We start from the raw sequence: 25,796 nt of genomic DNA on the forward strand, positions 1-25,796 counted from the left end.
CTGTTTCGTGTCAGAGGAACAGGTCGGTGGTGAGCGGGCCGTCGCCCGGGACCACCCGGTACTTGTCGAGGTCGGTGATCCCGTGCGCGGCAAGCACTTCGTCGTCGATGAAGAAATTGCCGGTGGTGTCCTTGGCCGGTGAGGTGAGCACCAGGTAGGCGGAGTCGGCGTAGATGTCGGGGGTCCGCGAGGTGGAGACCATTTCGTCGCCGCCGAGCAGGTTGCGCACCGCGGCGGTGGCGATGGTGGTGCGCGGCCACAGCGAGTTCACGCCGATTCCGTACTTGCGCAGTTCCTCGGCCAGACCCAGGGTGGTCAGCGACATGCCGTACTTGGCGATGGTGTAGCCCAGCGACGCGCCCGCCCACTTCGGGTCCAGGTTCAGTGGCGGGGACAGGGTCAGGATGTGCGGGTTGCGGCCCGCCTGCGCGGATTCCTTCAACGCCGGAATGCTCAGCTTCGACAGCAGGAAGCTGCCGCGGCAGTTGATGTCCTGCATCAGGTCGTACTTCTTCATCGGCAGCAGCTCGGTGGGCGAGAGGTCGATGGCGGAGGCGTTGTTGACCACCATGTCGATCCCGCCGAAGCGCTGAATGGTCTGCCGCACCGCGTCGGCCACCGCCTCGTCGTCGCGCACATCGCCGAGGTACTTCAGCACGGTGCCGCCCGCCTGCTCCAGCTCGGCCGCGGCCGTGTGGATGGTGCCGGGCAATTTCGGATGTGGCGCATCGGTTTTCGCGATCAGCGTGATGTTCGCGCCGTCGGCCGCCGCCCGCTTGGCGATCTCGAGCCCGATCCCGCGACTACCGCCCGACATGATCATGGTCCGGCTCGCCAGCGGCTTTCGTGCCTCGGTCATGGATCCGCTCCCGTCTGCTGTGGTGACACCCCGGTCTCGATCATCCGCGTTCCGGCGACCGAGCGGGGTGCGAATTCCCCCAACTCGGACGTTAGGCCAGAAACCTTCGATATGCAACGAGGTGCATAGGGGTAGTGCGGGCACCACCCCCGTCCGGCAGCCCACGGGAGCCGGATTCGGGTGCGCGGGCCATGGGCGGGAACGGCCGGTCTTCCTAGGCTCGAAAGTGCCGGAAAACCCGGCCTGAACAGGAGGAACAGCTTCCATGAGCGGACAGCGGCGCAATCGGGTACGGGCCGTGCTGGCAGGGGTGAGCCTGGTCGCCGTGGTCGCGGCCCAGGGCTGCACCAGGGACGTCGAAGCCTCCGGATCGTCCCGCAAGGACGCCTACCGCGGCGTCACCGAGGCCCTCGATCACCTGGTGCGGGCCGGATTTCCCGGCGCACAGGTCACCATCGACGGGCCCGGCGGCCACCACGCCTTCACCGCGGGCGCGGGCGACCTCGCCACCGGCGCGCCCATCGCCGACGACGCCCGCGTCCGGATCGGCAGCAACACCAAACCCTTCGTCGCCACGGTGATCATGCAGCTGGTCGCCGAGGGCAAGGTCGAGCTGGAAGCCCCGATCGAGCGCTATCTGCCCGGTGTCGTCACCGGAAACGGCAATGACGGCAACCGGATCAGCGTGCATCAGTTGCTACAGCACACCAGCGGGCTGCCCGACTACGTCGCCAGCGGCAATCCGGCACTGCGGCCCGACCCGAATTCGCCACAGCTGCACCCGGACAGCGAACAGGCGCGGTGGCGGGTGTACCAGCCCGAGGAGCTGGTGCGCATCGCCATGAGCCTGCCGCCGCAGTTCGAACCCGGCGCGAAGGCCGTGTACACCAACACCAATTACATCCTGCTCGGCATGCTGATCCAGCACGTCACCGGCCACTCGCCCGCCGACGAGATCAACAGCCGCATTCTGCAACCGCTCGGCCTGCGCGACACCTACTACCCCGCGACCGACGAGACCGCCATCCGGGGTTCGCACCCGCGCGGATATCAGGAAATCGACGGCAGCCGAGTCGATTTCACCGATCTGAACCCGTCCTGGGGCGGCGCCGCCGGGGCCATGGTCGCCACCCCCGCCGACCTGAACCGCTTCTTCACCGCACTGCTGGCCGGAAAGCTGCTGCCCGCAGCGCAACTCGACGCCATGAAGCAGACCGTGCCCTTCGACCGGATGCCCGGCGCGGGCTACGGCCTGGCGCTGATCAACCTGGCGGTCTCCTGCGGCAAGCAGGTGTGGGGGCACGGCGGCAGCATCCCCGGCTTCGAAACCCGCAACGGCGTCACCGCCGACGGGACCGCCGTGGTGGTGACGGTCAACCAGCTGCCCGGCAGCGAAGCCGCCGCCGACGCGGTGAGCAAGGCGTTCGACGCCGCGATCTGCGCCTGAATTCCCCTGTCGCCCTTGCGGACACCGCTCGACACCTGATGAGAGGAAACCCATGCGCATCCGAGAAGTGCTGCGGACCCGCCGCGCGCTGACCGCGCTGGCGGCGGTCGGTCTCGCCGCTACCGCCGCCATCACCGCCACCGCCGTGAACGAGCGGGCGACCGCCGCCCTGCCGTTGGACCGCTACTACCGCCAGCACCTGAGCTGGCAGCCGTGTGACGGTCCCGGCCTGGACGTCGCGGGCATGCAGTGCGCCGATGTCACGGTGCCGCTGAATTACGCTGAGCCGCAAGGGCGGACGATGACCGTCGCCATCTCCCGCATCCCCGCCGCCGATGCCGCGCAGCGCCGCGGCGTCATGCTGTCCAACCCCGGCGGCCCGGGCGGTTCCGGACTGGACTACTTCGCCAGGACCAGCCCGGCGATGACCGACGACGTCCGGGCCCGCTACGACCTGATCGGGATGGACCCGCGCGGTATCGGGCGCTCGGATGCGATCGATTGCCATTGGCCCACCGGTTTCGGGCTGCAGTTCGCGGGCATCGATGCGAAGGGCTTCGCCGAATCCACCGCCACCGCAGCCGATATGGCCGCGCGCTGCGCCGCCACCGAGGCAGATCGACTGCCGCACATCACCACTCGCAATACCGCCCGCGACATGGACGTGATCCGTGGTGCGCTGGGCGAGGACCGGATCAGCTATATGGGGACCTCGTACGGGACCTACCTGGGCGCGGTGTACACGCAGATGTTCCCGGAGCGCACCGATCGGGTGGTGCTGGACAGCAGTGTGGACCCGGTGAAGTACGGGTCGGTCGGGATGTTGCAGGACATGGGCGCGCCCAACGAGGCCGACCTCGATGCCTGGGCGACCTGGACCGGGGCCCGTGACAGCGAATACCACCTCGGCGCGACCCGTGACGCCGCCCGTGCCACCGTGACGCGGCTGATCGAACACGCTGCGGCGCAACCGATCCGGATCGGTCGGTTCGAGGTAGACGAGCACAGCCTGCCGCTGATCCTCTACATCGCCTTCGACTCACCGGGGCAGTACGGCCTGGCCGCCGCGCAGATCCGCGACCTGGCCGATGCCGCCGCCGGGAAATCCGTCCAGCCCGATCCCGACCTGACCGCGAAGCTGGACATCATCCTGCGCGCGCAGCCGCGCGACAACTCGCCCCAGATGGCAGTGCTGTGCGGCGATGTCGGCGTGCCGCACGACCCCGACTTCTACTGGAAGAACATCGAAGCCGCCCGCGCCAGCCAACCGGTATTCGGTTCCTTCGCCAACAACATCACCCCGTGCGCGTTCTGGGCGCCGCCCGCCGAAACGCCGACGGTGATCGGTAACGGCCTGCCCGCCTTGATCATTCAGTCCACCGGCGACACCCGCACCAGCTACGCCGGTGCGCAGGCCATGCGGCACGCGTTGACCGGCTCCCGCCTGGTCACCCTGGACAACGTCCCGATCCACTCCATCTTCGGTCGCTACCCGAACGCCTGCGTCTACGACGCGGTGAACACCTACCTGCGCGACGGCACCCTGCCCGCCGCCGACATCACCTGCCACGACAACTGAGCCCTCAACCGCGACCCGAATTCAGATAGGCGAGCACCGCCAGCACCCGGCGGTGCCCGACCTCGTCGGCGAACAGGCCCAGCTTGGCGAAGATGCTCCGAATATGTTTCAGCACAGCACCTTCGGTGACCACGAGGCGCTCGGCAATGGTGGCATTGTCGAGCCCCTCCGCCATCAGCGCCAGCACCTCACGTTCCCGCGGCGTGAGCGCGGACAGCGGGTCATCGCTCTTGCGCCGCACCAGCAGCTGCGAGATCACCTCGGGATCCATCGCGGTCCCGCCGTCCGCCACCCGCCGCAACGACTCCAGGAACCGATCGACCCGCCCCACCCGCTCCTTGAGCAGATACCCGATCCCGCCCAGCCCGTCCCCGAGCAGCTCGGCGGCGTAACTGTCCTCCACCCACGCCGACAGCACCAGCACCGGCAGCCCCGGATGAATCTCCCTGGCCCGCACCGCCGCCCGCAGCCCCTCATCGGTGAAGGTGGGCGGCATCCGCACATCCATCACCACCGCATCGGGTCGATCCGCCGCGATGACCTCGAGGAAATCGGCCGCATTGTCGACGGCGGCGACCACCTCGATCCCGGACGACTTCAACAGCAGCGCAAGCCCTTCGCGCAAGAGCGCGTCGTCCTCCGCGATCACAACCCGCATGGCAACTCCACTCGTATCGCGGTGGGCCCGCCGACCGGACTGTTCAGCGTCATCCGCCCGTCGAGCGCTTCCGCCCGCCGCCTGATGCCAGCCAACCCGCCACCTTCACTCTCATGTGCCCCGCCCAACCCGTCATCGCGCACGTCGACCACCAGGTTGCCATCGGCCTCGGTCAAACTCACCTGAATCCCTTGTGCCCCAGAATGTTTGGTCGCGTTGGTCAGCGCCTCCGCGATCACGAAATATGCCGCCGCTTCCACAGCGGCAGGCAACCGCCCGATGAGCGCCGATCCGCTCGCCTCCCGGTCCGATCGTCGGGCGGCACCGAACCCGCTCGTGACCGGCGTAGCCGAACCTCCGACCGCCCGCGTGTCGTCGATGGACGTGAATTGTTCCACCGCAATGCCGCCATTCAGATTCAGCTGCACCGGAATCGGTGATCGCGCCGCCAGTGCGCCCAGCGCGCTGGCCAGCCCCCGATCCGCCAACACCGGCGGATAAACGCTCCGCACCACATCCCGCAACTCCACCAGCGCGGCCTCCGCGGTCTCCTGCGCCTTCCGCACCAACTCATCCGCCGTAGCCGAATCCCGTTCCCGCAGTTGATCAGCCAATCCCAACTGCATGATCACCGCCGCGATCCGAGCCTGCGCCCCATCATGCAAATCCCGCTCGATCCGCCGCAACTCCGCCCCATGCGCATCCAGAGCCGCCGCCCGAGTAGCGGTCAACTCCGCCACCCGCACCGCCAACCCCGCATCCGGCACCGGCCCGAGCAGCGCCCGAGCCAGCAGCGCCTGCCCCTGAGCCACCATCGGAATCTGCAACGTAACCGCCGCCAGCGGCACCGCGATCGCCAAACTCGCCCAAGCCAACGGCCAAGAAGTCACCTGAAACCCGAAACTGTCCACCGGCCTATCCGGCAACACGGCCTGCCAATACCCAGGAATAGCAACCTGATTGAGAAACCCCAACGGCACCCCAACCGCCAACACCGCAATCACCGTCCCAAAAACCCCATGCACCCCCAACCACCCCAAATCCCGCCGATTAGCCGGATCCCCCACCACAGCCCCCAACCTCTCCCGCAACCCCCCACTAATCGGCCGATACTCCACCACAATCGCCCGCCCCAACCTCCGCCCAGCCCGCCTCCGCTCAAACCCCACCACCGGCCGAACCACCCGAACCACCTCCGGAATAGCAGGCACCCCCAACCCCACCAAACTCGCCGCCCCCACAACCAACACCGCCAACACCAAAAAAAGCGCCACCACCGAAGTAACCCCACCCACCAGCAAATACCCGATAGCCCCCGGCAATCTCCGAACCCGCCTCAAGATCCAGCGCATCACGGCAACAACTCCGCACCGCGTACCAACTGATCGGGATTCATCCCATCAACTTAGCGTCCCCATCCCGCAAACCCGCCGACCCATCCGCCTGCCCCGATACGCTGAACCGCATGGCCACTCCGCAGCCTCGGCCCGCACTGATACCGGCTGCTGAGCCGGAGGCGCTGCGCACTGCTCTGGTCCCGGCATTGCGCGCCGAGTTCGACACCGAGTGGGATCTCGTTCTCGATCAGGCCAAATGCACCAAATCGCTTGAGGGTATTCATGCCCTTCTGGCCAAATGGCAGCACACCGCAGTCCTGGAGCAGCGAGACCCGGGCTCCTACTGCCGGATCCTCGACAAGGTCGACCAGATCCAGGCAAAGGGCGGAAACCCCGAGGGACGCACGCTGGACGAAATGCTAGCCGCGATCGAAGAACGCCGACGGCAAGCAAGCTGAGCCGGTGCGCCTCATCGATGACCACGCCCGCGAGGTTCACGTGTCGTGGTCCAACGGCTCGTATGGCGCGTTATTCGCCAGAATTTGGCGACACAGGAGGTGACGATGGATATCGGAATTCGTGAGTTGCGTGACGGTCTGAGCCGTCACCTGGCCGAGGTTCGCGCAGGTCGTACCATCACCATTACCGATCATGGACGCCCGATCGCCCGCATCGTTCCTATCGAACAGTCGACCAGACTCGAGCAGTTGCGGGCCGAAGGCCGCATACAACCGGCACGCAAGAAGAAGCTGCCTGCCCCCACACCCGTCCAAGGGAACGGCATCGTCAGCGAGCTCATCGACGAGCAGCGCCGATGAATGAGTATCGTTCCGGACCTGCGGTGGCGCTGTTCGAGGAGCTACCGTTGCGGGATGGGTGATCACGAGTCGTCCTGGGCTTGGCGTCTGGCACGTAGTGAACTCGAAATATCACTGCCCAGGCGATGGGCACATTGCCAGGGAGTGGCTCGTGCGGCGAGTGCGCTTGCGGCACAGCTCGATTGCGATTCGGAGCTACTGGTGATGTCCGCGATCCTGCACGACATCGGCTACGCACCCAGGTTGGCCGCGACCGGCTTCCACCCTCTGGACGGTGCCCGTTTCCTGCGGGACGAATTTCATGCGGACGATCGCCTCGTGCGTCTGGTCGCCAACCACACCTTCGCCCTACTCGAAGCCGAGGAACGCGGCCTGAGGGAACAACTGGAAACTGAGTTTCCAGTCCCGAGGGAGCAGGCACTGCTCGATGCCTTGACCTACTGCGACATCACGACAACCCCCGACGGCGAGCCGACCACAGCGGAAGACCGCATCGAAGAAGTCGTGGTTCGCTACGGGCCGGATACGTTGGTGGGCAGATTCATTCGACGGGCAACACCGGACATACTCGCGGCAGTAGCCCGCGTGGAGTCGGAGATGCAGAGTCAGCCGAGGTAGGGGTAGCTCCCTGCCAGATAGTCCCCGATCTGCTGCCTCATACTCGGATGAATGTCATAGCTGTCCAGATCCCCGGGAAGCACGAACATCACGCCGTCGGCTTCTTCATTGATCGTTGGTTTACCCGAGACAGGTCTGCCGATGTAGCAGTTCTCGTACTGCTGCCGGATCTCACCGTCGGTATAGGCGACGATGTGATTCGGATTGCTGTACACGCCAAGGAAACCCGTGATCTCGGCCGCTATCCCGGTCTCTTCCTGGCATTCCCGGATCGCGCACTCGGCCGCTGTCTCACCGAGATCCATTGCCCCGCCAGGCAAAGCCCACTGCCCCGTGTCGCGCCTTCGTTGCAGAAGGATCGCCCCCGAGTCGTCGGCGACGAGCAGATTGCACGCCACCACAAGAGAATTCGGCTTGGGAGCCGTCGGGTCGTTGTAGTACTCGATCCGGCCCATCGTTGACCTTCCGTCAGGGTGTCCAGGCTCGGGCACCAGCCCAGATGGTTTCGAAGCTGTTGGTGTAGCTGTCGAACCAGGTGTGGCTCGTGACCCGTTTGAGCTGGAAGAGTGGGTTCGCGCTGGCTGGCAATCCCCAAATGTGAGGGTTGACCATCAGGTTCTCGTCGTAGCGGAACAGCGAGCTGTAGAGCGTGGTGTCGTGCAGCCGAATTTCGCAGCCGTCCTGGCCGAGCAGTGGTCGGTAATAGCTCAGTGACGCACGGATCTTGGCCGCAAGTGCGTCCCCGATGCCCTCTTCATGGCCACGCGCATCGACTGCCCGGCCTTCCGCGTCGCCGAAGCACAGCCGGATCGTGGTGCCCCGCGCCGCCTGTTCGGAGAGCATTTTTACGACCAGTGGGTTGGACTGAACGATGAAAGTCCCCGAGAACACCAAAATGTCTATCTGCTCGGTGGCACCGCGGAGCAGCGACAACCACACGTCCCGGGGAACCTCAGCGCGGTTCGAGTAGGTGGCAATCAGTTCCGCATTCTCGGGGACCGGCGTTGCGTCCGGATTCGGCGGCCATAAGAACTCTTCCTCGATACGCAGGTGTTGGGCGACGCTTCGCCGGTGTCTCGGATGCGGCATCCTGCCGCCGAGCCACCTGCTGACCGTCTTCGGATCCACCTCGCATACCTGGGCGAGTGCTTCGGGACGGATACCCCGTTGATGCAGCACGCTCTGAAGCCGCATGTTCACAGTCTCAATGGAAACCGACTCATCAACCATCGGCAAGGGAATCGCTGTGGGACGCCGAAATCGTCCCAGGACGTCTGCGAAGCGGTCCTGAACGTGGTTACAAGATCCTGTTCCTCAGCGCCACGATGGCCCTGACCACGAAGAACGGGGGAGCGAGATGAACCGGCGGACAAGACTCTTCAGCTTCCCGGGTGGACTGTTCGAGCTCGAATGCGATGGAGACGAGACCGGGAACCAATCGGGCTTCTATCTCGAACTCCTCGGATTCACAGCTCTCCAGAGCGAACCCGATGACCAAATACGACGAGGAGAGAACGTGAACTTTCGGGCGACCGCTCTCGGCTATCTCCGGACGGATGTATTGGATGTGATCACGATATCCCCAGAGGAACTCCATCGGGGGAAGCCGGATTGCGAGAGACTTGGATAACCGAAACATACTGTTGTCCAGCAGCTTACGATTGTCCGAGAGCATCAAGACCAGCGCGTATGCGAGGTAGGGAAGATGCGTTACGAACCTTGGCTGCAGACCTGCTCCACCGGCCTTGCGCCCCTTCAACGGTCAATCCTCGACGAAGAGGCGGAAACCCGCCTGATCCGGACATGGCAACCAGACGTGATGATTGGGCTGCTCCAGACCGAGCCCTACGCCAGGGCGATACTCGGTGCCTGCATCGATGTACTCGGGATCGAGAACGATCTCGATGACGTGGTGGCGACCCGGATGCGGCGACAAGCGGTACTGGATCAGGACGGGCACGAGTTCCGTTTCCTGATCGGTGAATGGGTGATGCGCCGGACGGTCGGTACCCACAGGATCATGGTCGACCAACTCGCCCACCTGATCGACCTGATGGACAACCCCCGCATCAGCTTTGGAATCGTGCCGCTCGACGCGGACTTCAGGGCGCCCGCAGCGGGATTCGTCATCCACGACGACACGGAAGCCTCGGCCGAAGCCGTCGGCGGAGAGATCATCGTCAACGATCCTGACGGAATCGCCTTGCACGCGAGGACCTTCGAGATCCTCGCGGGGCAAGCGGTGTACGAAGACGATGCAAAGCGGTTGATCGAAACGGCTGTGGCAGAGCACCAGTCGAGGTGAACCGCAGGCTGAGGACATGGCTGCCCGGTCAGGTTGGTACCTGGCCGGGCAGCCATGGTCAGCGGCGGTTGTCGCGGTCCTTGTAGATGCGGCGCTGGGTTTTGGTGATGGTTTTCCAGGCCTGTTGGCGTTCGGCGCGGGCGCGGGCGTCGTTGCGGGAAGCGAGCCAATCGTTTTCGCGGGTCAGTTTGCGGTAGCTGTCGAGGCGGCGTTGGGGGAGGGCGCCGGATTCGATGGCTGCCAGGACTGCGCAGCTCGGTTCGCTGGTGTGGGAGCAGTCGGTGAAACGGCAATGGGTGGAGAGGGATTCGACGTCGCTGAAGGTTCGGGTCAGGCCTTCGGCTGCGTCTGCCAGGCCGATGGAGCGGAGGCCGGGGGTGTCGATGAGGGTGCCGCCGCCGGGGAGGGGGCGGAGTTCTCGGTGGACGGTGGTGTGGCGGCCGCGTTTGTCGCCCTCACGGACGGAGCTGGTGGCGAAGATCTGTTCGCCTAGAAGGGCATTGGCGAGGGTGGACTTGCCCGCACCGGAGGGGCCGATCAGGGCGACGGTGCCCGCCAGCAGAGCGGTCAGGACGTCCATGCCATAACCGCCTGCGGCGCTGACGGTGACCACGGTGACGCCGGGGGCTGCGGCGCGGACCGCCTCCAGCGGGATGTCCTGTGCCAGATCGGCTTTGGTGAGGACCACTACCGGTTGGGCGCCGGACTCCCAGGCCAACGCCAGCAGGCGTTCGATACGGCCCAGGTCCACGTCGCCGTCGGCGGCCGTGCAGACGAGCACGGTGTCGACATTGGCGGCGAGGATCTGGGTGCCGGAACGGGCATGGGAATCGGAGTGGCCGGAGACCGCGGCGCGCACGATGGCGGTGCGGCGGGGGAGCAGCGCGCGGACGGTGCGGGTGGCGTCGATCGCCACCCAGTCGCCGGTGCACAGGCCGCTGATGTCGGAGTCCGAGCGCGGGAGTGCCACGCGCACCACGGCAGCGCTCAGGCGACTGCGGTAGTCGGCGGTGGGAAGCGGTGCGGCGGCGTCACATTCGCTGCGATCCATGCGAACAACGCGGGCCGGAATCAGCGAGTCGCCGAGGAGCGGAAGATAGTCGGCGGCCTGCGCGGAGGTCCAGCCGTAGGGAGCGAGCAGGTCGAAGTCGACCGGAGACATTTGAGAGTCCTTCGTCGGGCCGAGCCCGGAACGTGGACTCAGCGCGGGGAATTCGAGATGGATACGCGTGGGCCGACATTCAGTCGGGGCACGACAATCCGCACTGTCGTCTTCACGGAATCCACCTCCTTCACTCCCTCATGGGACTCGACGAGTCCACGGTCGAACAAGAACGAACCAAACCCTGTCAGGCGGCCGGAGAAACCGCAACGGATTTTCTGACCAGGGCTTTTGCCACGATCAGGACTTGGGCTTGTCGAACTGCTCGCGACGCCCCAGCCGCTGCAACCGCAGCCACTCCATCAACCCGGCCGGATCCTTCTGCTGCACCAGGAAGAACCACCCGAACCGAGCCACCTCCTGCGGCAACAGCTTTCGCATACCGGGCTGCGACATCAGATAGCCGCGGTTGCGGTAGGTGAAATACCGCTTCACCGGGTCGTCCGGATACTGCGTGTGCATGCGCCCACCCAGAATCGGCTTGAACTCCGCCGACCCGTTGGGATGCAGGTACGCGGTCTGCAAGCAGGTGCCGAACGGCAGCCCGGAACGCACCAGCCGCCGATGCACCTCCACCTCGTCACCGCGCACGAACAGCCGCAGATCCGGCACCCCGATCTTGTCGACCGCCTCCGCCGACACCAGCGCGCCATTGAACAGCGACGCGATACCGGGCAGGAAATCCTCGTCGCCGAGCTCGGAGCGCAACCGCCGCCACACCACGCCGCGGCGCAGCGGGAACGCCAGCCGATCCGGATCGTCGATATCGGCCACCACCGGCGACACCTCGACCAGGCTGTGCCGCTGCGCGCAATCGAACAGCGTGGCAAGCACTTCCGGACCCTCGGGGCGGCCGTCGTCGTCGGCCAGCCACACCCAGTCCGCGCCCATGCTGAGCGCGTGCAGCATGCCGAGCGCGAAACCGCCCGCGCCGCCGAGATTGTGCTCCGACCCCAGGTACGTGGTTTCGATCGGCTGCTCGCGCACCAGCTCGCCGACCTCGGCCTCGTTCCCGTTGTCCACCACGATCAGATGGTCGACCGGCCGGGTCTGGCCGCAGAGCACCTTCAGTGACTCCGCCAGCAGTTCCCGGCGTTTGTGCGTGACCACGATGGCGACGATGCGCGCCGCATCGCCGTAGACGGGGGTGGACAATTCACTCATGCGGGATTCCGTTCCGGTTCACGTTCGCGTTCCAGATCCCGCAGCACCGCTGCCACGTGATCGCCGGCCTCGGGGCCTTCGTACGCGCGCACCACATCCTCGATGCCGCCGTGCATGCGTACCTGTCCATGATCGATCCACATCGCCGAATCACACAGCTGGGCGAGGAATTCGTTGGAATGGCTGGCGAACACCAGAATGCCGGAACGGGAGACCAATTCCTGCAGGCGGATCCGCGCCTTCTTCATGAATTCCGCGTCGACCGCGCCGATGCCCTCGTCGAGCAGCAGGATCTCCGGATCGATCGAAGTGACCACACCCATGGCCAGCCGCACCCGCATACCGGTCGAGTAGGTGCGCAGCGGCATCGCCAAATACTCGCCCAGTTCGGTGAATTCGGCGATCTCGTCGATTTTCGCGAGCATCTGCTTACGGGTCTGCCCGAGGAACAACCCGCGAATCACGATGTTGTCGAAACCGGAAACCTCCGGATCCATGCCGACCCCGAGATCGAACACCGGCGCCACCCGGCCGCGAATCTGCGCACTGCCGCGGGTCGGCTCGTAGATGCCCGAAAGCAGCCGCAGCAGTGTCGATTTGCCCGCGCCGTTGTGCCCGACCAGACCGACCCGGTCGCCTTCCTTCAACGACATGGTGATGTCGCGCAACGCCTCCACGACCACCACATCGGACTGATTGCGACCGATCGCGCCGCCCGCCGAACCCATCACCGCTTTTTTCAGCGAACGGGATTTGGCGTCGAAGATCGGGAACTCCACCCACGCGTTGTGGGTCTCGATACTCACATGGTCGGTCATTGAGCCTTCACACCCAGTAGGGGACGCGGGAACGGAACTTCTTCATCGCCAGTATCGCGACCAGCCAGCCGACCACGGTAATGGCCACCACCACAATCCAACTGCGCAGGTGGATCGGGTCACCGAGCAGCGGCGCGCGCACGATCTCCAGGTAGTGGTAGGTCGGCACCAGCTCCGCCAGCTTGGCGCGATCGCTCGCCGCACCGTGCAGCACATTGGGTTTCCACATCACCGGCGTCAGCACGAACAGCATCAGCGTGGTGCTGCCCAGAATCGGAGCCAGATCGCGGTAGCGGGTGCTGAAGATGCCGAACACGATCGTCACCCACAGCGCGTTCATGGCCAGCAGCAGCAGACCCGGAATCGCCAGCAGGCTCGACCAGTGCAGATGCCGCCAGATCCCGAAGGCCACCACCATCAGCACATAGATGATCAGGTTGTGCGCGAAGAACAGGAACTGCCGCCACACCAGCCGATACACGTGCACGCTCAACGCCGACGGCAACTGTTTGATCAGTCCCTCGTTGGCGATGAAGACATCCGAGCCCTCGAGAATGCTGGCATTGATCACATTCCAGACGATCAGCCCGACAGTCACATACGGCAGATACGAATTCAGCGACTGCCCGAACAGGGTGGCGTACAGCACACCCATCGCGGCCGCCTGCAAACCGGTGGCGATGGTGATCCAGAAGGGGCCGAGCACCGAGCGGCGATACCGCTGCTTGATGTCCTGCCAGCCGAGCGCCAGCCACAACTCGCGCTGGGAGAACCCGTCACGAAAATCCTTGAAGGCGCGACTGAAGGACTGAGAGTCCGAGACAGGCGGCACCGGTTCGTTCTCCGAACGGACTTCGGTCATCGCCGAGTCGGGAGGAGCAGCAGCAGGCACAAGACCCGACCTTAGCTCAGTTCTTTTGGCCTCCGCTTCGCTCCGGCGGGTTCTCGGCGCCTGAGTCTCGTTCTTCCCTCCCTCCGCTCCACCGCTGCGCTCCCCCGCTCCACTCAGTCCAGAACGAGACGCGCCGAGAACCTGGAGTCTGTCGGTCGAGAGATGGGCAGATTCAGGGCGCGACCCGGGGATCTGGCTACTGCGTAGTTGAAGGGGCCTGGGGATTACGGGGAGGAGGAGGGGAAGGGGGGTCGGCTCAGAGGTACTGGCCGCCGCCGGGGCCCTGCTGGCTGTTGCGGGGGTCGCTGGAACTGGTGCCGGGAGGGAGGGCCTGGCGCATTTGTTCGAGTTGGGCTCGGGCGGCCATCTGCTGGGCGAAGAGGGCGGTTTGGATGCCGTGGAAGAGGCCTTCGAGCCAGCCGACCAATTGGGCCTGGGCGATGCGCAGTTCGGCGTCCGAGGGGATGGTGTCGTCGGTGAAGGGGAGGGCCAGGCGTTCGAGTTCGTCGCGGAGTTCGGGGGCCAGGCCGGTCTCCAGTTCGCGGATGGAGGTGCGGTGGATCTCGCGCAGCCTGGTGCGGGAGGCGTCGTCGAGTGGTGCGTGCCGGACCTCTTCGAGCAGCTGTTTGATCATGGTGCCGATGCGCATGACCTTGGCGGGCTGCTCGACCATATCGGCCAGCGACTCTTCCTTTTCGTGAACTTCGCCCGAATTCGGCTCGCCCACAAACTGTCCGGTGATCTCGACCGGCTCGCCGCCGATCTGCGCCGCCGCCGGAATGAACAGCGGTTTACCCTCGGGCCCGATCACGACGATGGATTCGGGAACCCCATCCGATTGCGTCATCCCCCCATCCTGCCGAATCCCGCGCGAACTCGCTGAGGCCGCACCCACTTCGCAAGCATCCGGACGCGAAGGTGTAACTCGCCACAGCCCGGAAACGAAGCCGTTGGTAGGTCGGACAAAGTCGTTCCGTCCAGTTTGTGCGGTAGGGGGCGGTTGTCCGGGGGCTGTGCTGCGGCTTCCATGCCTACCGTTACCTTGTTGTGCCCACTCCCTTTAGAGTGGCGAGCATGACTTACGACGTCGCAAGGGTGCGGGGCCTCATACCGTCCCTGGGCGACGGCTGGATCCACCTCGACCCGCAAGCGGGCATGCTGGTGCCGGATTCGGTATCCCGAGCCGTCTCAACGGGTTTCCGAACCTCCGCCTTCTCACACACCAACAGGCACGGCGCCGCCAAACGCAGCGCCGCGATCCTGGAGGCCGCCCGCGAAGCCGTCGCCGATCTGGTCGGTGGCGACCCGGCGGGCGTGGTGCTCGGACCCGATCGAGCGGTGCTGCTGGCCTGGCTGGCCGAATCACTGAGCTCGCGCCTGGGGCTCGGCACCGGGATCGTGCTGTCGCGCCTGGATGACGAGGCGAACGTCGCGCCGTGGTTGCGCATCGCCAATCGCTATGGCGCACATGTGCGCTGGGCCGAAGTGGAGATCGAGACCTGCGAGATGCCCGCGTGGCAGTTCGAGGAACTCATCGGACCCACCGCCCGGCTGGTGGCCTTGACGGCCGCCTCACCCATCGTCGGCTCCGCGCCCGCCGTGCGCGTCGCGGCCGACCGCGTGCACGAGGTGGGCGGCCTGCTGGTCGCCGACTGCTTCGGTGCCGCGCCCTACGCGCTCATCGACATCGACGAACTCAACGCCGACGTGATCGCAGTGAGCGCCCCGGCGTGGGGCGGCCCGCAGATCGGCGCGCTGGTCTTCCGCGATCCCGCCTTCCTGGACCGCATTCCGTCGATGTCGCTGAACCCCTACGCCAAGGGCGCGGAACGGCTCGAGGTCGGTGGCCACCAGTACGCGCTGCTGGCGGGGCTCACCACCTCCATCGACTACCTCGCCGCGCTCGACGAGCGCGCCACCGGCACCCGCCGCGAACGCCTCGAAATGTCGATCACCTCGCTGCAGGACTACCACGACTCGCTGTTCGAGCATCTGATGGCGGTGCTGGACACCATCCCCAACCTGACCGTGATCGGCCGGGCCTCCACCCGCATCCCGACGGTCAGCTTCACCATCGCGGGCACCCAGGCCGAGAAGGTGTCGGCCAAGCTCGCCGACGCCCGCATCGGCACGCTGAGCGGATCACACGGCGGCAGCCGACTGCTCGACGCGCTCGGCGTCAACGACGAGGGCGGCGCGGTCACCATCGGACTCGCGCCCTACACAACGAGATTCGAGATCGAACAGCTGGGCCGCGCGCTCGCGGCCCTCGACACCTGACCGCCCTCGGGACCCGGCGGATCAGGCCTCGTCGATCCGCAGCACCACCTTGCCGACGGTCTCGTCGGAGTCCAGCAGGCGATGCGCCCGCGCGGCATCGGTGACCGGCACCTCCGCCGAAACCACCGGCGCCACGGTGCCCTCGGAGATCATCGGCCACAGGTGGCGGCGCAGTTCGGTGATGATGTCGGCCTTGGACCCGCGCCCGTGCTCGGGCCGCCGCCGCAGATTGGTGGCGTGGATCGACCCGCGCTTGCCAAGCAGCGCACCGAGATTCAGTTCGGCCTTGACGCCGCCCTGCATGCCGATCACCACCAGGTGCCCGTCCTCGGCCAGCGCCTCCACATTGCGCTCCAGATAGGCCGCGCCCATATTGTCGAGAATGATGTCCGCGCCGGGATATTCGCTGTGCAGCGTGGTCACGAAGTCGTGCTCGCGATAGTTGATCAGCGCGGTCGCGCCGAGTTCCCGGCAGCGCTCCAGCTTGTAGTCCGATCCGGCGGTGACCGCCACCCGCGCCCCGAGCGCCCGCGCCACCTGGATGGCATGCGTGCCGATCCCGCTGCCGCCACCGTGGATCAGCAGCAGCTGACCGCTGTGCAGGCCCGCCGTCATCACCAGGTTGGACCACACCGTGGCCGCCACCTCGGGCAGCGCGGATGCCGCGGCCACATCCAGGCCGTCGGGCACCGGCAGCACCTGACTGGCGGGGGCCAGCACCCGCTCGGCGTAGCCGCCCCCGGACAGCAGCGCGCACACCGTGTCCCCGGCCCGCCAATCCCGCACTCCCGGACCGACTTCCGCGATCACGCCGGACACCTCCAGCCCGAGCGTCTCGCTCGCGCCGGGCGGCGGCGGATACAGCCCCTGCCGCTGCAGCAGGTCCGCCCGGTTCACCCCCGCGGCCACCACGTCGATCAACACCTGGCCCGGGCCGGGAGCGGGCAGGTCCTCGACCTGCGCCCACTTCATGACCTCGGGACCACCGAATCCGTCGAGCGTCACCGCATACATGATTGCGAGCCTACGGCCCGCGTCCCCCGGCACGCAGCAAGCTCCCCGGCTTCTGTCAGGGCGTCCTCGGCATCGGCACAGCGTCCTGTCAGCTTCGAGGGCCACCGTGGAGTCAAGCATTCGGAAGGAGATTCCCATGATCACCACCCTGGCCGCCCTCGGCGGCATGGTCATTCTCGGCGTGATGGCGATGTCCGGCTTCGTCGCCGAGGACGCCCCGCAGGCCCTGGTCCAACTGCGCCGCCGCTGACCTGCCCCGCACCCTGATCTCGCCCCACCGCGTTTAATCCGCGCGCGCCGAGGAACTCCCCCTGGGACGCCGCCGTGCCCGGAATCGGGTTGCGGCGCCGCCGTTTCGGATCCCCGGACGGAGGAGGGGCGATCAAGCAGCGTCACGGCAATCAGCGGATGGCCGCCCACACCGGCGGCCCGACCACGATCGAGCCGCAGTGGCTCGACCCCGAGCAGCAGCGCGCCTGGCGCGCCTACATGGAAGGCTCGCAGCGGCTGCTCGCAGATCTCAACAGGCAACTGCAGCGGGACTGCGACCTGTCCCTCGCCGAATACCGCATCCTGGTGAAGCTCTCGGAGTCGACGCGGCACGCACTCCGGATGAGCGACCTCGCCGACGGTGTGCTGTCCTCCCGCAGCCGCCTCACTCATCAGATCCGCCGCATGGAAACTCAGCGGCTGGTGCGCCGCATCGCCGCCGAGGGTGACGGCCGCGGCGTCGTCGCCGAGATCACCGAGGAGGGCCTGCGCCGCCTGCGCGCCGCCGCCCCCGGACACGTGGCGGCCGTCCGCCGCTACTTCGTCGACCTGCTCAGCCCCCAGCAGCTCACCGCCGTCGGTGCGGCCTTCGACCTGGTGAACCTGGCCGGCTACCGGCGCGCCGCCGACCGCTCGTCCCCCGATCCGGACTGACCGGCGGCCGACCGCATGCGCCATCAGTTACGATCAAGCGCCTGGAAGCGTGGCAGAGCGGCCGAATGCACTCGCCTTGAAAGCGAGCGTCGCGAAAGCGACCGGGGGTTCAAATCCCTCCGCTTCCGCCAGAAGACGCAGGCGGACAAGGATTTTCGAATCCTGTCCGCCTGTCTCGTCTCGACACCCCGGTCGCCGGCGGCGACACCCCGGGGATCGGGACGCGCGGTGCCGGGATTGATCCGCGGCCCCCGAAACTCTGGTAAATGTGGCTGGGTGGTTGGCCGCCGTGGAGTACGGCGTCGCATAGCCGGCGCCCTTGCCAGCGCCGCACTGCTGGCTGGTGCGGTGACCTTCGAAGCTCCACCCCTGTTCGCCGATCCACCCGTCGACACCGGATCCAACGAGGAATCCGCGCCGGGCACCGACCCGGTGCACCCCGGTGCCGCGCGCATCGACAAGGTCGAGGCCGTCAGCGGCAACCTGCTGGCGGTGTTCGTGGCCTCCCCGGCCATGGGGCGCACCGTAGAGGTCCAGGTGCTGTTGCCCGCGCATCGGGACTCGCCCCGGCCGACGCTCTACATGCTCGACGGGCGCAGTGCCGCAGCCGATGTCAACAACTGGACCGCCCGCACCGACGCGCTGCGCTTCTTCGCCGACAAGAACGTGAACGTCGTGTTCACCCTCGGCGGGCCCGCCAGCTACTACACCGACTGGCTGCACGCCGACCCGAAACTCGGCACCAACCGCTGGGAAACCTTCCTCACCCGTGAACTGCCGCCACTGCTCGACGCCCGCTTCGACGGGGACGGCATGAACGGGCTCGAAGGGGTGTCCATGGGCGCCGAGGCGGCCATGATGCTGGCCTTCCGGGATCCGGGACTCTATCGCGCCGTCGCCGCCCACAGCGGCTGCTACGCAATGAGTTCCGACTTCGGCCAGGCGCAGGCCCGCGCGGTCGTCGGCACCTACGGCGGCGACCCGGACAATATGTTCGGGCCCTCGGACGACCCGCAGTGGGCCGCCCACGACGTCCTCGCACACGCGGAAGCGTTGCGCGGCAAGGCGATCTACCTCTCGGCGGGCAGCGGCCTGCCCGGCGAGCACGACAGCCCCGCCAACCCGGACTTCCGCAGCTCTGTCCTGTTCGGTGGACCCATCGAGGCCGGGGCCGCCATGTGCACGCGCCAATTGGCCGACCGGCTCGGCCAATTGGGCATCCCGGCCGCCGTCGAACTCCGGCCCACCGGCACCCACTCGTGGCCGTACTGGTCGGACGAACTGGCCCGATCCTGGCCGACCATCGCGGCCGGGCTGGGGATCGGTTAGCGGCGCGTCACAGGCAGATCCGGGTCAGCCCAGGAAGCGGGCGACCGTCTCCGGGGCGGTGGCGAAGCGCAGGAAGGCGTCGTTCTCGTGCGGGTCGCCCGCGGTGACGCGGACCCCGTCGGTGCCGTAGGGGCGGATGATGACCCCGGCCTCGGTGCTGGCCGCACCGTATTCGGCGCTGCGGTCACCCAGCGGCAGCCACACGAAATTGGACTGGCTGACCGGCACCCGGTAGCCCGCCTCCAGCAGCGCCGCTCGGATCCGATCGCGTTCGGCGACAACGGCATTCGTGCGTTCGAGCAGCTCGTGCCTGGCCTCCAGCGAGGCGATGGCGGCGGCCTGCGCCACCCGGCTCACGCTGAACGGGATGTGCACCTTCATCAGCGCCGTGATCACCTCGGGTGCGCCGACCGCGTAGCCGACGCGTAGCCCGGCCAGCCCGTAGGCCTTCGAAAAGGTGCGCAGCACCAGCACATTCGGCCGGGTGCGGCCCAGTTCGACACCGTTGGGGAAGTCCTCGGCGGGCATCCGCAGGTATTCGTAGTACGCCTCGTCCAGCACCACGAGCACGTCGGTGGGGACGCGGTCGAGGAATTCCACGATCTCGCCCCGGGCGCGTGCGGTACCGGTCGGGTTGTTCGGATTGCAGACGAACACCACCCGGGTGCGCGGGGTGATCGCGGCCGCCAAAGCGTCCAGATCATGGGTGAATTCGTCGTCCAGCGGCACCTGCACGGCCCGCGCCCCGGCGACCTGCGTGACGATCGGGTAGGCCTCGAACGAGCGCCAGGCGAACACCACCTCGTCCTCGGGATCGCGGCAGGTGATCTGCACCAGCTCCTGGCACAGCGCCACACTGCCGCAACCGGCCGCCACGTTCTCGACGCCGACGCCGTGGAAATCCGCGATGGCGGTCCGCAATTCGACGGCGTGGTTGTCCGGGTAGCGGTGGGACAGCTCGACCGCCTCGGCGATGGCCTTGGTCACCGACGGCAGCGGCGGGAAGGTGGTCTCGTTGCTGGCCAGCTTCACCGCGCCGGGGTGGGTCTTGCCGGCGACGTACGCCGGTATGGCATCGAGGTCCGGGCGAATGTGCGCGCTCACCCCTCCACCCTATGTCGCGTGCCGCCGCGCCCGTCCCGGGGCCGTGCCCGATCCCTCGCGACCGCCTCGCCGCGTTTGCTCGAATGCCGCTCAGCCGGAAGATCTCCGGCCTTCGCGGCCCCCGGAAAGATTTATCGCGTATTTATCTTGCGCAACTACTCTGGCTTTATGTCGGGCGTCTACCGAGAACTTGCCCCCATCCACGACGACACCGGCGCGGTTCCGGTCACCGTGCTCGAACCCGAAGGTCATGCCCGCGGCGGCATTGTGGTGTTGCACGAATCACGTGAATTCACCGAACCTTTGCTGGAACTCATGCGCGCGCTGGCCCTCGACGGCTGGACGGTGCTGGCGCCGGACCTGTTTCACCGCGGCATCAACGGCGACACCCCGGATCGGGTATTCGGCGACGACCTGTTCGCCGACTTCGACGCCTGCTTCGAATGGCTCACCGGGCACGGCGTCTTCCGCGACTGCATCGGGGTGCTCGGTTTCGATTCGGCGGGCACCGCGGCCGCACTGGTCGCCACCAATCGCCGCCTCGGTGCCGCGGTCAGCGTCGCGGCCCCCGGTATCGAGTGCCCGCTCAACGCGGACGCCATCGCCCTGCTAGCCGCCGCGCCCGCACTGAAAGCACCATGGCTGGGCCTGTTCGGTGACGACGATCCGCTCACCCCGCCCGATCAGGTGGACCGCCTGCGCGACGCCGCCGCCCGTGCCGATGTCGCCACCCTGGTCGTCACCTACCCGGGTCTGCACCATCGCCCCGACCATCCCGGTTTCGATCCCGCCGCCCTGGACGACACCTCGGTCCTCGACGCGCAGACCAGAATTTACGAATGGTTCGACTCGCATCTACGTTGACCAGCGGATTTGGCCTATCGGCCACCCCCTGTGTAATCTTCTGTCCCGGCGGTCGAAAGGACCGGCGCCCTCGAAAGAAGGCTCCAGGAGGCGTGCCAGAGCGGCCGAATGGGACTCACTGCTAATGAGTTGTCCCTTCACGGGGACCGGAGGTTCAAATCCTCTCGCCTCCGCCACCGCCCGGTTCGCCGGGTAGTACAACTGAATGAACACACTTGCGCCCGTAGCTCAACGGATAGAGCATCTGACTACGGATCAGAAGGTTAGGGGTTCGAATCCCTTCGGGCGCACTCGGAAAGGCCCCGCACCAGTGGTGCGGGGCCTTTCCCGTATCTGCCCGACTCCGGTGCGGCCGACCGAGTCAGCCTGTGCCACACCGGATTCGAAGAGTGGGGAAGATCACTTCCAGGCAGCCAGGTCGGGGAGGTCGCCGGACAAGCCGGTGCCGGGGGAGCGGCCGATGAGCCAGGCGGTGAGATCGGCGGCGGTGCCCGAGACGGTGGTGTCGGGGACGCCGACGGTGCCGGTGTAGCCGGTGTCGGTGGCGGTGACCGTGAAACCACCGGTGGCGGGCCGCACCTCGGCGATGGACTGCGGCAGTAGGCGGGCCACGAATTCGGGCGACCAGTCGGCGGGGGAGTAGCCGACGGCGAGGTCCACGTGGTGGATCTCCACCTCGAGCAGACGCATCCAGAGCACCCGGGTGGCGGGTATCTCGCCGCCCTGACGGTTGCGGACCACGGTGGACCAGCGATCGGCGGGCATCACCCGGGCCAGCGCCAGCCAGCGCTCCGCGGAGGCGGAGAGGTCCTCGAGCTGTTCGCGCAGGGCCCGGGGCGCGCCCGCCTCGATATCGGCCTCGCGCAGGTATTGGCTTGCGTACTGCGGGGTTTCGATACCGGTGCGGGCCCACAGCAGCAGGTTGACCAGGCTGTCGGCATTGCGCGACAGGTGGGCCAGCAGATGGCCGCGGGTCCAGCCGGGCAGCAGCGAGGGTTCCACCACATCGGCCTCGCGCAGCGCGGCGGCCGCGGTGAACAGCCGCTCGGTCGCGGCGGCGACGGTGTCGAGTTGGGCGGCGGTATCGGTGAGTTGCGGTGCGTCGCTGGTCACGTCCCGACCCTACCGAGTCGGCGGGTCAGCTGCCGGACGCGGCGGTGGTGCTCGCGATCCGCCCCGACGAGCGCCGATGCTTGGCGGGCGGACCGGAATCCCGTTCGGCCACAACGATTTGCACGGCCAGCGCCACCAGCCACAGCGACATCGCGCCCACCTGGATGCGCTGCGCGATGCCCAGGCCGTAATTGCCGGGCAGATTGTCGGCGATCAGCATCCAGGCGGTCACCGCGGAACCGACGATCAGAATCCACAATCCGGTGTGCCGCAGGATCGGCCAGCGGTGATATTTGAACGCCGCCACGCTGAACGCCACCATCGCGATGTAGATCGAGAACACGGCCAACGTGCTGGTGAGCGCGTGCAGCTGATGCAGCTGCGGGAAGAGCCCGGTGTCCACATAGCGCTTCGGGCCGTCGGGATCGTCGGGTTGCAGCGGCGCCTGCGCGTCGGAGATGGTGGCCGCGCCGAAACCGATCAGCGCGATCCAGCCGAGGTTGGAGTACAGCCGCCGCGAGAACAGCAGCAGCCCACCGATTCCGGCGATGATCAGCAGTGCGCCCGAGATGGTGTCGCCGGTGGTGAACACCCAGCGGAACGGCGCGCCCTTCTCGGCGAGCTGGCTGAGGAAGGTGTTGGTGGGGTTGCTGTCGATGGGCAGGATGAATTCCAGCACCCACGACGAGTAGCCGAGTCCGGCGACCGCGATCAAGATCGCTATCAACCAGCGCAGGAAGCGTCGCCATCGCGGCTGTCGGGTGGCATCATCCGCAGCCGCCCCGGGTAGGTCCTGCTCGGTTGGTGGCGTCATCACCGCGCTCGCTTTCGCTGGCCCTCACTCGCTCTGTCTGCCCTGCCCGGCAGCAAACCCTGTCCGGACTGGTCGGATGGTCCGGTCTGCACTTCATTGTCACCCATCCGGTAACACGGCCGTCATACGCCGCGCCCCAGCGCGTCCAGCACCTGCTCCGCGGCCGATTCCGGCCGCTCGTGCTCCCACACCCGGACCACGTGCCAACCGGCCTCGACGAGCCGGGCATCGGTATCGCGGTCGCGGGCCACGTTCCCGGCCAGCTTCGCCGCCCACCACTCGGCATTGTTCTTGGGCGCGGTGGCGTGCTGCGGACAGCTGTGCCAGAAGCATCCGTCCACGTACACCGCCACCTTTCGCCGTGGAAACACGATGTCGGCCCGCCTGCGCATGCCCGGCAGCGGTGCCCTGTCCACGAAGAACCGCTTACCCTGCCGATGCAATTCCCGGCGCAGCGCCAATTCTGGTTTGGTATCCACCCGCCGCTGCCTGGACATGCGGGCACTGGTCGCCGCGTCGGTACTCGGCCGAGCCTGCGCCATCAGGCCGCGACCGTTCGAATCAGGCTGCCTACCACGGGAAATATCGAGCGTGCGGCAATCATGCGGCCATCCTCGCCGCGGTCGGGCGCGGCGGCAAGAGCCCGGCGGGGCTCAGGCGGCTTCGCGGGGCGAGCCACCCATTCGTTCGAGGTGCGATTCCACATCGTCGAGGAAACCCTCGGGGAAGCGCAGCGAACCCATCTGGGTGCGGCGCAGGAATCCGGCGGTGGCGCGCGCCGACAGCAGCCGGGAGTCGTCGAGGAACCAGCGCAGGTCCTCGTAGGGCAGGTGAACGGGCCAGGTGGACACCGGAACTCGCTGCACCACACCGCCGTGTCCCCAGGCGGCGGTCGGCCAGGCTCTGCGGGTGTGCGGTTCGCCGTCGGGGATCGGATCGTCGGTCGGGTTGGCCAGGCGTTCGGCGATCCAGCTCGCCATCCGCACGCTCACGGCATTGCCGACCAGCTTCCAGCGATGCCCCTTGCGCACGCCCGGCACGTCCAGCGCCGCGGTGGTCCAGTCGCGGTCGAAGCCTTGCAGCCGTTCGCAATCGGTGATGCCGGGCGTCACCAGTTCCCCCGACGGCAGCCGCACCGCGGGCGGGCTCGCGATGCCGAGACCCGAACCGCCCTTCAGCGTCGGCACCGCGTTCACCGCCCACCCCAGGCCGCGATTGCCCTCGGTCCAGTAGAAGCCGCACGGATCATGGCCGGGATCACCGACCTCGCGGGGTCCGGCGTCGGCCCCGAACAGGATCGGGCGGGGATCCTCGGTGCGGGAGGCCAGCATCAGCACCCGTTCGCGGCGCTGCGGCAGCCCGAAGGCGCGGGCGTCGACGACCCGGTAGGCCCAGGTGTAGCCCATCTCGGTGAGCGCGTCGGTGATGTGGCGCATGGCGTGCCCGCCGCCGAGCTGCAGCATGAACGGCACGTTCTCGATGAGCAGCCAGCGCGGTCCGCGTTTGCGCCGCACCAGCCGGAACACCTCGTCCACCAAACCCGAACGGGCACCGGTGATTCCGGCGGTTCGTCCGGCTTGTGACAGGTCCTGGCAAGGAAACCCGGCGGCGACGAGTTCGGTGCCGGACGGCAGTGCGCGCAGCTTGGTCACATCGGAGTGCAGGGGTACGCCCGGGAAGTGCGCGCCCAGTACCGCCTGCGCGCCGATATCGATCTCGCAGAGCAGTTCACTGCGCCAACCGTGCGCCGCGAGCCCGAGTTCGAGTCCGCCGATGCCGGCGAACAGGCCGACCATCCGCGCGCCCGTCACAACAGTCCCTTTCAACCCCGGAGTCCCCCGTGCCCAGAGGAGGTTACTCGAGTCCCGCCACCGGATCGTGACCAACACCTGCCGCGGGGTCCGCTCAGAGCATGCCGCTATCACCCGGCCGGGTGGTCGGCGGGCGCTGGCGTGCGGATTCGCCGAGAAGTGGCCCGCACCATTGCATGTTGATCACGAACCGAGGTGCCCGGACGTATCGGACAGTGATCCGCGCCGTCGATACGCGGATGCGACGCCACCGGCAACTACGGTGATAGGCGTGACGGATAACGGGAGCGAGGACGCGCAGCCGGTCGCGCCGCGATGGCCGGCCATACTCACCTGGCGGGCGCACAATGGGTCCCGCATGGAGTCGGTGCGGGTTGTGCTCAGCGGCAACCGGATTCGCGCCGCGGGCCGGATCATCGCGGGCGACTGCGAGGACCATCCCGCCTTCAGCGCCTCCTACGACCTGGTCACCGACGAATCCGGGGTCACCAAGCGGCTGTCGCTGCGCAGCACCCTCGCCTCCGGCGAACGCCACGCCTCCATCGCCCGCGACGAGGAGAACTACTGGCTCATCGACGCCGGAAGCACCCACGTCCGCTCCACTTTCGGCGGCGCGCTCGACGTGGACGTGGTGCTGAGCCCGTTCTTCAACACGCTGCCCATCCGCCGCTACGGGTTGAACCACGCCAGCGAGGACGTGCAGGTTCCGGTCGTCTACGTCCGGCTCCCGGACCTGCTGGTGCAGGAAGCCAGCCTCACCTACAGCAGCGGCGCGGACGGCATCCACGTGCTGTCCCCGGTATCCAGCGCCACCGTCACCGTCGACGACGACGGCTTCCTGCTCGACTATCCGGGCCTGGCCGAACGCATCTGAACACCGAACGCA

Annotated in this window: 28 protein-coding genes and 3 tRNA genes; 14 read left to right on the top strand and 17 right to left on the bottom strand. The window is 67.1% G+C overall.

What is annotated here, in order from left to right; translation table 11 throughout:
• Positions 1-10: 10 nt before the first annotated feature.
• Positions 11-859, bottom strand: coding sequence for an SDR family oxidoreductase (locus OG300_RS32910; RefSeq protein ID WP_405487763.1), 849 nt, complete (start codon positions 857-859; stop codon positions 11-13).
• A gap of 265 nt (positions 860-1,124) precedes the next feature.
• Between OG300_RS32910 and OG300_RS32915 the strand changes: the two genes are divergently transcribed.
• Both OG300_RS32915 and OG300_RS32920 read left to right on the top strand, forming a co-directional pair.
• Positions 1,125-2,306 (top strand): serine hydrolase domain-containing protein, encoded by a 1,182-nt coding sequence (locus tag OG300_RS32915; RefSeq protein ID WP_405487765.1) that lies wholly within the window; start codon positions 1,125-1,127, stop codon positions 2,304-2,306.
• 52 nt (positions 2,307-2,358) lie between these two features.
• Positions 2,359-3,885 (top strand): alpha/beta hydrolase, encoded by a 1,527-nt coding sequence (locus tag OG300_RS32920; RefSeq protein WP_405487767.1) that lies wholly within the window; start codon positions 2,359-2,361, stop codon positions 3,883-3,885.
• Between the two features lie 4 nt (positions 3,886-3,889).
• On the opposite strand, the gene OG300_RS32925 is transcribed toward OG300_RS32920, so the two are convergent.
• Both OG300_RS32925 and OG300_RS32930 read right to left on the bottom strand, forming a co-directional pair.
• The gene (locus tag OG300_RS32925; protein WP_405487769.1) at positions 3,890-4,543 is read right to left on the bottom strand and encodes a response regulator transcription factor; all 654 of its coding nucleotides are present in this window, start codon (positions 4,541-4,543) and stop codon (positions 3,890-3,892) included.
• Complete coding sequence (locus tag OG300_RS32930; RefSeq protein WP_405498769.1) at positions 4,531-5,895, bottom strand: sensor histidine kinase; 1,365 nt, start codon at positions 5,893-5,895, stop codon at positions 4,531-4,533. Before OG300_RS32930 ends, OG300_RS32925 begins: the two co-directional genes overlap by 13 nt.
• A gap of 113 nt (positions 5,896-6,008) precedes the next feature.
• Here OG300_RS32930 and OG300_RS32935 point away from each other — a divergent pair, with 113 nt between their 5' ends.
• The 3 genes from OG300_RS32935 to OG300_RS32945 all read left to right on the top strand — a co-directional run bounded on the left by OG300_RS32935 (position 6,009) and on the right by OG300_RS32945 (position 7,316).
• The gene (locus OG300_RS32935) at positions 6,009-6,338 is read left to right on the top strand and encodes a DUF6247 family protein (protein WP_405487771.1); all 330 of its coding nucleotides are present in this window, start codon (positions 6,009-6,011) and stop codon (positions 6,336-6,338) included.
• Between the two features lie 105 nt (positions 6,339-6,443).
• Entirely contained in the window at positions 6,444-6,698 is a 255-nt protein-coding gene (locus OG300_RS32940) for a type II toxin-antitoxin system Phd/YefM family antitoxin (RefSeq protein ID WP_405487773.1), read from the top strand.
• A 54-nt stretch (positions 6,699-6,752) separates the two neighbouring features.
• Positions 6,753-7,316 carry an HD domain-containing protein gene (locus tag OG300_RS32945; protein WP_405487775.1) on the top strand — a complete coding sequence of 188 codons (564 nt, stop codon included), beginning with the start codon at positions 6,753-6,755 and terminating at the stop codon, positions 7,314-7,316.
• On the opposite strand, the gene OG300_RS32950 is transcribed toward OG300_RS32945, so the two are convergent.
• From OG300_RS32950 to OG300_RS32960, 3 genes are all read right to left on the bottom strand, one after another.
• Entirely contained in the window at positions 7,304-7,771 is a 468-nt protein-coding gene (locus tag OG300_RS32950) for an NUDIX hydrolase (RefSeq protein ID WP_405487777.1), read from the bottom strand. The genes OG300_RS32945 and OG300_RS32950 overlap by 13 nt on opposite strands.
• Before the next feature lie 13 nt (positions 7,772-7,784).
• Positions 7,785-8,510, bottom strand: a complete 726-nt coding sequence (locus tag OG300_RS32955; protein WP_405487779.1) for a helix-turn-helix domain-containing protein — start codon at positions 8,508-8,510, stop codon at positions 7,785-7,787.
• A gap of 103 nt (positions 8,511-8,613) precedes the next feature.
• Positions 8,614-8,913, bottom strand: coding sequence for a hypothetical protein (locus OG300_RS32960; protein WP_405487781.1), 300 nt, complete (start codon positions 8,911-8,913; stop codon positions 8,614-8,616).
• A 108-nt stretch (positions 8,914-9,021) separates the two neighbouring features.
• On the opposite strand from OG300_RS32960, the gene OG300_RS32965 reads away from it, so the two are divergent.
• On the top strand, positions 9,022-9,621 hold the full coding sequence (locus OG300_RS32965) for a DUF5753 domain-containing protein (RefSeq protein WP_405487783.1): 600 nt from the start codon (positions 9,022-9,024) through the stop codon (positions 9,619-9,621).
• 58 nt (positions 9,622-9,679) lie between these two features.
• Here the strand turns inward: OG300_RS32965 and rsgA are convergent, their stop codons facing one another.
• The 5 genes from rsgA to OG300_RS32990 form a co-directional block, all read right to left on the bottom strand.
• Positions 9,680-10,783: a ribosome small subunit-dependent GTPase A gene (rsgA, locus tag OG300_RS32970; protein ID WP_405487785.1), complete on the bottom strand. Its 1,104-nt coding sequence runs from the start codon at positions 10,781-10,783 to the stop codon at positions 9,680-9,682.
• Between the two features lie 240 nt (positions 10,784-11,023).
• Positions 11,024-11,947, bottom strand: a complete 924-nt coding sequence (locus OG300_RS32975; RefSeq protein WP_405487787.1) for a glycosyltransferase — start codon at positions 11,945-11,947, stop codon at positions 11,024-11,026.
• The gene (locus tag OG300_RS32980) at positions 11,944-12,765 is read right to left on the bottom strand and encodes an ABC transporter ATP-binding protein (RefSeq protein ID WP_405487789.1); all 822 of its coding nucleotides are present in this window, start codon (positions 12,763-12,765) and stop codon (positions 11,944-11,946) included. The genes OG300_RS32975 and OG300_RS32980 overlap by 4 nt, the downstream gene beginning before the upstream one ends.
• A 7-nt stretch (positions 12,766-12,772) precedes the next feature.
• On the bottom strand, positions 12,773-13,627 hold the full coding sequence (locus tag OG300_RS32985; RefSeq protein WP_405487791.1) for an ABC transporter permease: 855 nt from the start codon (positions 13,625-13,627) through the stop codon (positions 12,773-12,775).
• A gap of 286 nt (positions 13,628-13,913) precedes the next feature.
• Positions 13,914-14,504, bottom strand: coding sequence for a bacterial proteasome activator family protein (locus OG300_RS32990; protein WP_405487793.1), 591 nt, complete (start codon positions 14,502-14,504; stop codon positions 13,914-13,916).
• A 227-nt stretch (positions 14,505-14,731) separates the two neighbouring features.
• Between OG300_RS32990 and OG300_RS32995 the strand changes: the two genes are divergently transcribed.
• The gene (locus tag OG300_RS32995) at positions 14,732-15,937 is read left to right on the top strand and encodes a cysteine desulfurase-like protein (protein WP_405487795.1); all 1,206 of its coding nucleotides are present in this window, start codon (positions 14,732-14,734) and stop codon (positions 15,935-15,937) included.
• Between the two features lie 21 nt (positions 15,938-15,958).
• On the opposite strand, the gene OG300_RS33000 is transcribed toward OG300_RS32995, so the two are convergent.
• On the bottom strand, positions 15,959-16,951 hold the full coding sequence (locus OG300_RS33000; RefSeq protein ID WP_405487797.1) for an NAD(P)H-quinone oxidoreductase: 993 nt from the start codon (positions 16,949-16,951) through the stop codon (positions 15,959-15,961).
• 408 nt (positions 16,952-17,359) lie between these two features.
• Here OG300_RS33000 and OG300_RS33005 point away from each other — a divergent pair, with 408 nt between their 5' ends.
• The 3 genes from OG300_RS33005 (at position 17,360) to OG300_RS33015 (ending at position 19,204) form a co-directional block, all read left to right on the top strand.
• Positions 17,360-17,875 carry a MarR family winged helix-turn-helix transcriptional regulator gene (locus OG300_RS33005; protein ID WP_405498770.1) on the top strand — a complete coding sequence of 172 codons (516 nt, stop codon included), beginning with the start codon at positions 17,360-17,362 and terminating at the stop codon, positions 17,873-17,875.
• A 43-nt stretch (positions 17,876-17,918) separates the two neighbouring features.
• Positions 17,919-18,006 (top strand) — tRNA-Ser (locus OG300_RS33010).
• 217 nt (positions 18,007-18,223) lie between these two features.
• Entirely contained in the window at positions 18,224-19,204 is a 981-nt protein-coding gene (locus tag OG300_RS33015) for an alpha/beta hydrolase (RefSeq protein ID WP_405487799.1), read from the top strand.
• Positions 19,205-19,228: 24 nt separating this feature from the next.
• On the opposite strand, the gene hisC is transcribed toward OG300_RS33015, so the two are convergent.
• Complete coding sequence (gene hisC, locus OG300_RS33020) at positions 19,229-20,308, bottom strand: histidinol-phosphate transaminase (RefSeq protein WP_405487800.1); 1,080 nt, start codon at positions 20,306-20,308, stop codon at positions 19,229-19,231.
• 168 nt (positions 20,309-20,476) lie between these two features.
• On the opposite strand from hisC, the gene OG300_RS33025 reads away from it, so the two are divergent.
• The 3 genes from OG300_RS33025 to OG300_RS33035 all read left to right on the top strand — a co-directional run bounded on the left by OG300_RS33025 (position 20,477) and on the right by OG300_RS33035 (position 21,462).
• Complete coding sequence (locus OG300_RS33025; protein ID WP_405487802.1) at positions 20,477-21,172, top strand: dienelactone hydrolase family protein; 696 nt, start codon at positions 20,477-20,479, stop codon at positions 21,170-21,172.
• Positions 21,173-21,258: 86 nt separating this feature from the next.
• Positions 21,259-21,348, top strand: a tRNA-Ser gene (locus OG300_RS33030).
• Positions 21,349-21,389: 41 nt separating this feature from the next.
• Positions 21,390-21,462: transfer RNA gene (locus tag OG300_RS33035), tRNA-Arg, on the top strand.
• Between the two features lie 109 nt (positions 21,463-21,571).
• Here OG300_RS33035 and OG300_RS33040 read toward each other — a convergent pair.
• The 4 genes from OG300_RS33040 to OG300_RS33055 form a co-directional block, all read right to left on the bottom strand.
• Complete coding sequence (locus tag OG300_RS33040) at positions 21,572-22,285, bottom strand: maleylpyruvate isomerase family mycothiol-dependent enzyme (protein ID WP_405487804.1); 714 nt, start codon at positions 22,283-22,285, stop codon at positions 21,572-21,574.
• 25 nt (positions 22,286-22,310) lie between these two features.
• Complete coding sequence (locus OG300_RS33045; protein WP_405487806.1) at positions 22,311-23,099, bottom strand: DUF998 domain-containing protein; 789 nt, start codon at positions 23,097-23,099, stop codon at positions 22,311-22,313.
• 122 nt (positions 23,100-23,221) lie between these two features.
• Entirely contained in the window at positions 23,222-23,641 is a 420-nt protein-coding gene (locus OG300_RS33050; RefSeq protein WP_405487808.1) for a very short patch repair endonuclease, read from the bottom strand.
• A 111-nt stretch (positions 23,642-23,752) separates the two neighbouring features.
• Positions 23,753-24,895: a DNA cytosine methyltransferase gene (locus tag OG300_RS33055; RefSeq protein ID WP_405498771.1), complete on the bottom strand. Its 1,143-nt coding sequence runs from the start codon at positions 24,893-24,895 to the stop codon at positions 23,753-23,755.
• Between the two features lie 286 nt (positions 24,896-25,181).
• Between OG300_RS33055 and OG300_RS33060 the strand changes: the two genes are divergently transcribed.
• On the top strand, positions 25,182-25,784 hold the full coding sequence (locus tag OG300_RS33060; protein ID WP_405487810.1) for a putative glycolipid-binding domain-containing protein: 603 nt from the start codon (positions 25,182-25,184) through the stop codon (positions 25,782-25,784).
• Positions 25,785-25,796 lie beyond the last annotated feature (12 nt).

Origin of the sequence: Nocardia sp. NBC_00511 (assembly GCF_045161165.1) — a bacterium.
In the GTDB taxonomy this organism is placed as follows: Bacteria; Actinomycetota; Actinomycetes; order Mycobacteriales; family Mycobacteriaceae; genus Nocardia.

What these genes read in the sequence shown, in the direction of transcription:
- OG300_RS32930 (WP_405498769.1), bottom strand. Translation starts at nt 5,895, where the DNA reads ATGCGCTGGATCTTGAGGCGGGTTCGGAGATTGCCGGGGGCTATCGGG.
- OG300_RS32935 (WP_405487771.1), top strand. Translation starts at nt 6,009, where the DNA reads ATGGCCACTCCGCAGCCTCGGCCCGCACTGATACCGGCTGCTGAGCCG.
- OG300_RS32920 (WP_405487767.1), top strand. Translation starts at nt 2,359, where the DNA reads ATGCGCATCCGAGAAGTGCTGCGGACCCGCCGCGCGCTGACCGCGCTG.
- OG300_RS33005 (WP_405498770.1), top strand. Translation starts at nt 17,360, where the DNA reads ATGGCCGCCCACACCGGCGGCCCGACCACGATCGAGCCGCAGTGGCTC.
- OG300_RS32915 (WP_405487765.1), top strand. Translation starts at nt 1,125, where the DNA reads ATGAGCGGACAGCGGCGCAATCGGGTACGGGCCGTGCTGGCAGGGGTG.
- OG300_RS32990 (WP_405487793.1), bottom strand. Translation starts at nt 14,504, where the DNA reads ATGACGCAATCGGATGGGGTTCCCGAATCCATCGTCGTGATCGGGCCC.
- OG300_RS32925 (WP_405487769.1), bottom strand. Translation starts at nt 4,543, where the DNA reads ATGCGGGTTGTGATCGCGGAGGACGACGCGCTCTTGCGCGAAGGGCTT.
- OG300_RS32965 (WP_405487783.1), top strand. Translation starts at nt 9,022, where the DNA reads ATGCGTTACGAACCTTGGCTGCAGACCTGCTCCACCGGCCTTGCGCCC.
- OG300_RS32940 (WP_405487773.1), top strand. Translation starts at nt 6,444, where the DNA reads ATGGATATCGGAATTCGTGAGTTGCGTGACGGTCTGAGCCGTCACCTG.
- OG300_RS33050 (WP_405487808.1), bottom strand. Translation starts at nt 23,641, where the DNA reads ATGGCGCAGGCTCGGCCGAGTACCGACGCGGCGACCAGTGCCCGCATG.
- OG300_RS33000 (WP_405487797.1), bottom strand. Translation starts at nt 16,951, where the DNA reads ATGTATGCGGTGACGCTCGACGGATTCGGTGGTCCCGAGGTCATGAAG.
- OG300_RS32975 (WP_405487787.1), bottom strand. Translation starts at nt 11,947, where the DNA reads ATGAGTGAATTGTCCACCCCCGTCTACGGCGATGCGGCGCGCATCGTC.
- OG300_RS33055 (WP_405498771.1), bottom strand. Translation starts at nt 24,895, where the DNA reads ATGGTCGGCCTGTTCGCCGGCATCGGCGGACTCGAACTCGGGCTCGCG.
- OG300_RS32945 (WP_405487775.1), top strand. Translation starts at nt 6,753, where the DNA reads ATGGGTGATCACGAGTCGTCCTGGGCTTGGCGTCTGGCACGTAGTGAA.
- OG300_RS32960 (WP_405487781.1), bottom strand. Translation starts at nt 8,913, where the DNA reads ATGGAGTTCCTCTGGGGATATCGTGATCACATCCAATACATCCGTCCG.
- rsgA (WP_405487785.1), bottom strand. Translation starts at nt 10,783, where the DNA reads ATGTCTCCGGTCGACTTCGACCTGCTCGCTCCCTACGGCTGGACCTCC.
- OG300_RS32980 (WP_405487789.1), bottom strand. Translation starts at nt 12,765, where the DNA reads ATGACCGACCATGTGAGTATCGAGACCCACAACGCGTGGGTGGAGTTC.
- OG300_RS32950 (WP_405487777.1), bottom strand. Translation starts at nt 7,771, where the DNA reads ATGGGCCGGATCGAGTACTACAACGACCCGACGGCTCCCAAGCCGAAT.
- OG300_RS32910 (WP_405487763.1), bottom strand. Translation starts at nt 859, where the DNA reads ATGACCGAGGCACGAAAGCCGCTGGCGAGCCGGACCATGATCATGTCG.
- OG300_RS32985 (WP_405487791.1), bottom strand. Translation starts at nt 13,627, where the DNA reads ATGACCGAAGTCCGTTCGGAGAACGAACCGGTGCCGCCTGTCTCGGAC.
- OG300_RS33025 (WP_405487802.1), top strand. Translation starts at nt 20,477, where the DNA reads ATGTCGGGCGTCTACCGAGAACTTGCCCCCATCCACGACGACACCGGC.
- OG300_RS32955 (WP_405487779.1), bottom strand. Translation starts at nt 8,510, where the DNA reads ATGCGGCTTCAGAGCGTGCTGCATCAACGGGGTATCCGTCCCGAAGCA.
- OG300_RS32995 (WP_405487795.1), top strand. Translation starts at nt 14,732, where the DNA reads ATGACTTACGACGTCGCAAGGGTGCGGGGCCTCATACCGTCCCTGGGC.
- OG300_RS33045 (WP_405487806.1), bottom strand. Translation starts at nt 23,099, where the DNA reads ATGACGCCACCAACCGAGCAGGACCTACCCGGGGCGGCTGCGGATGAT.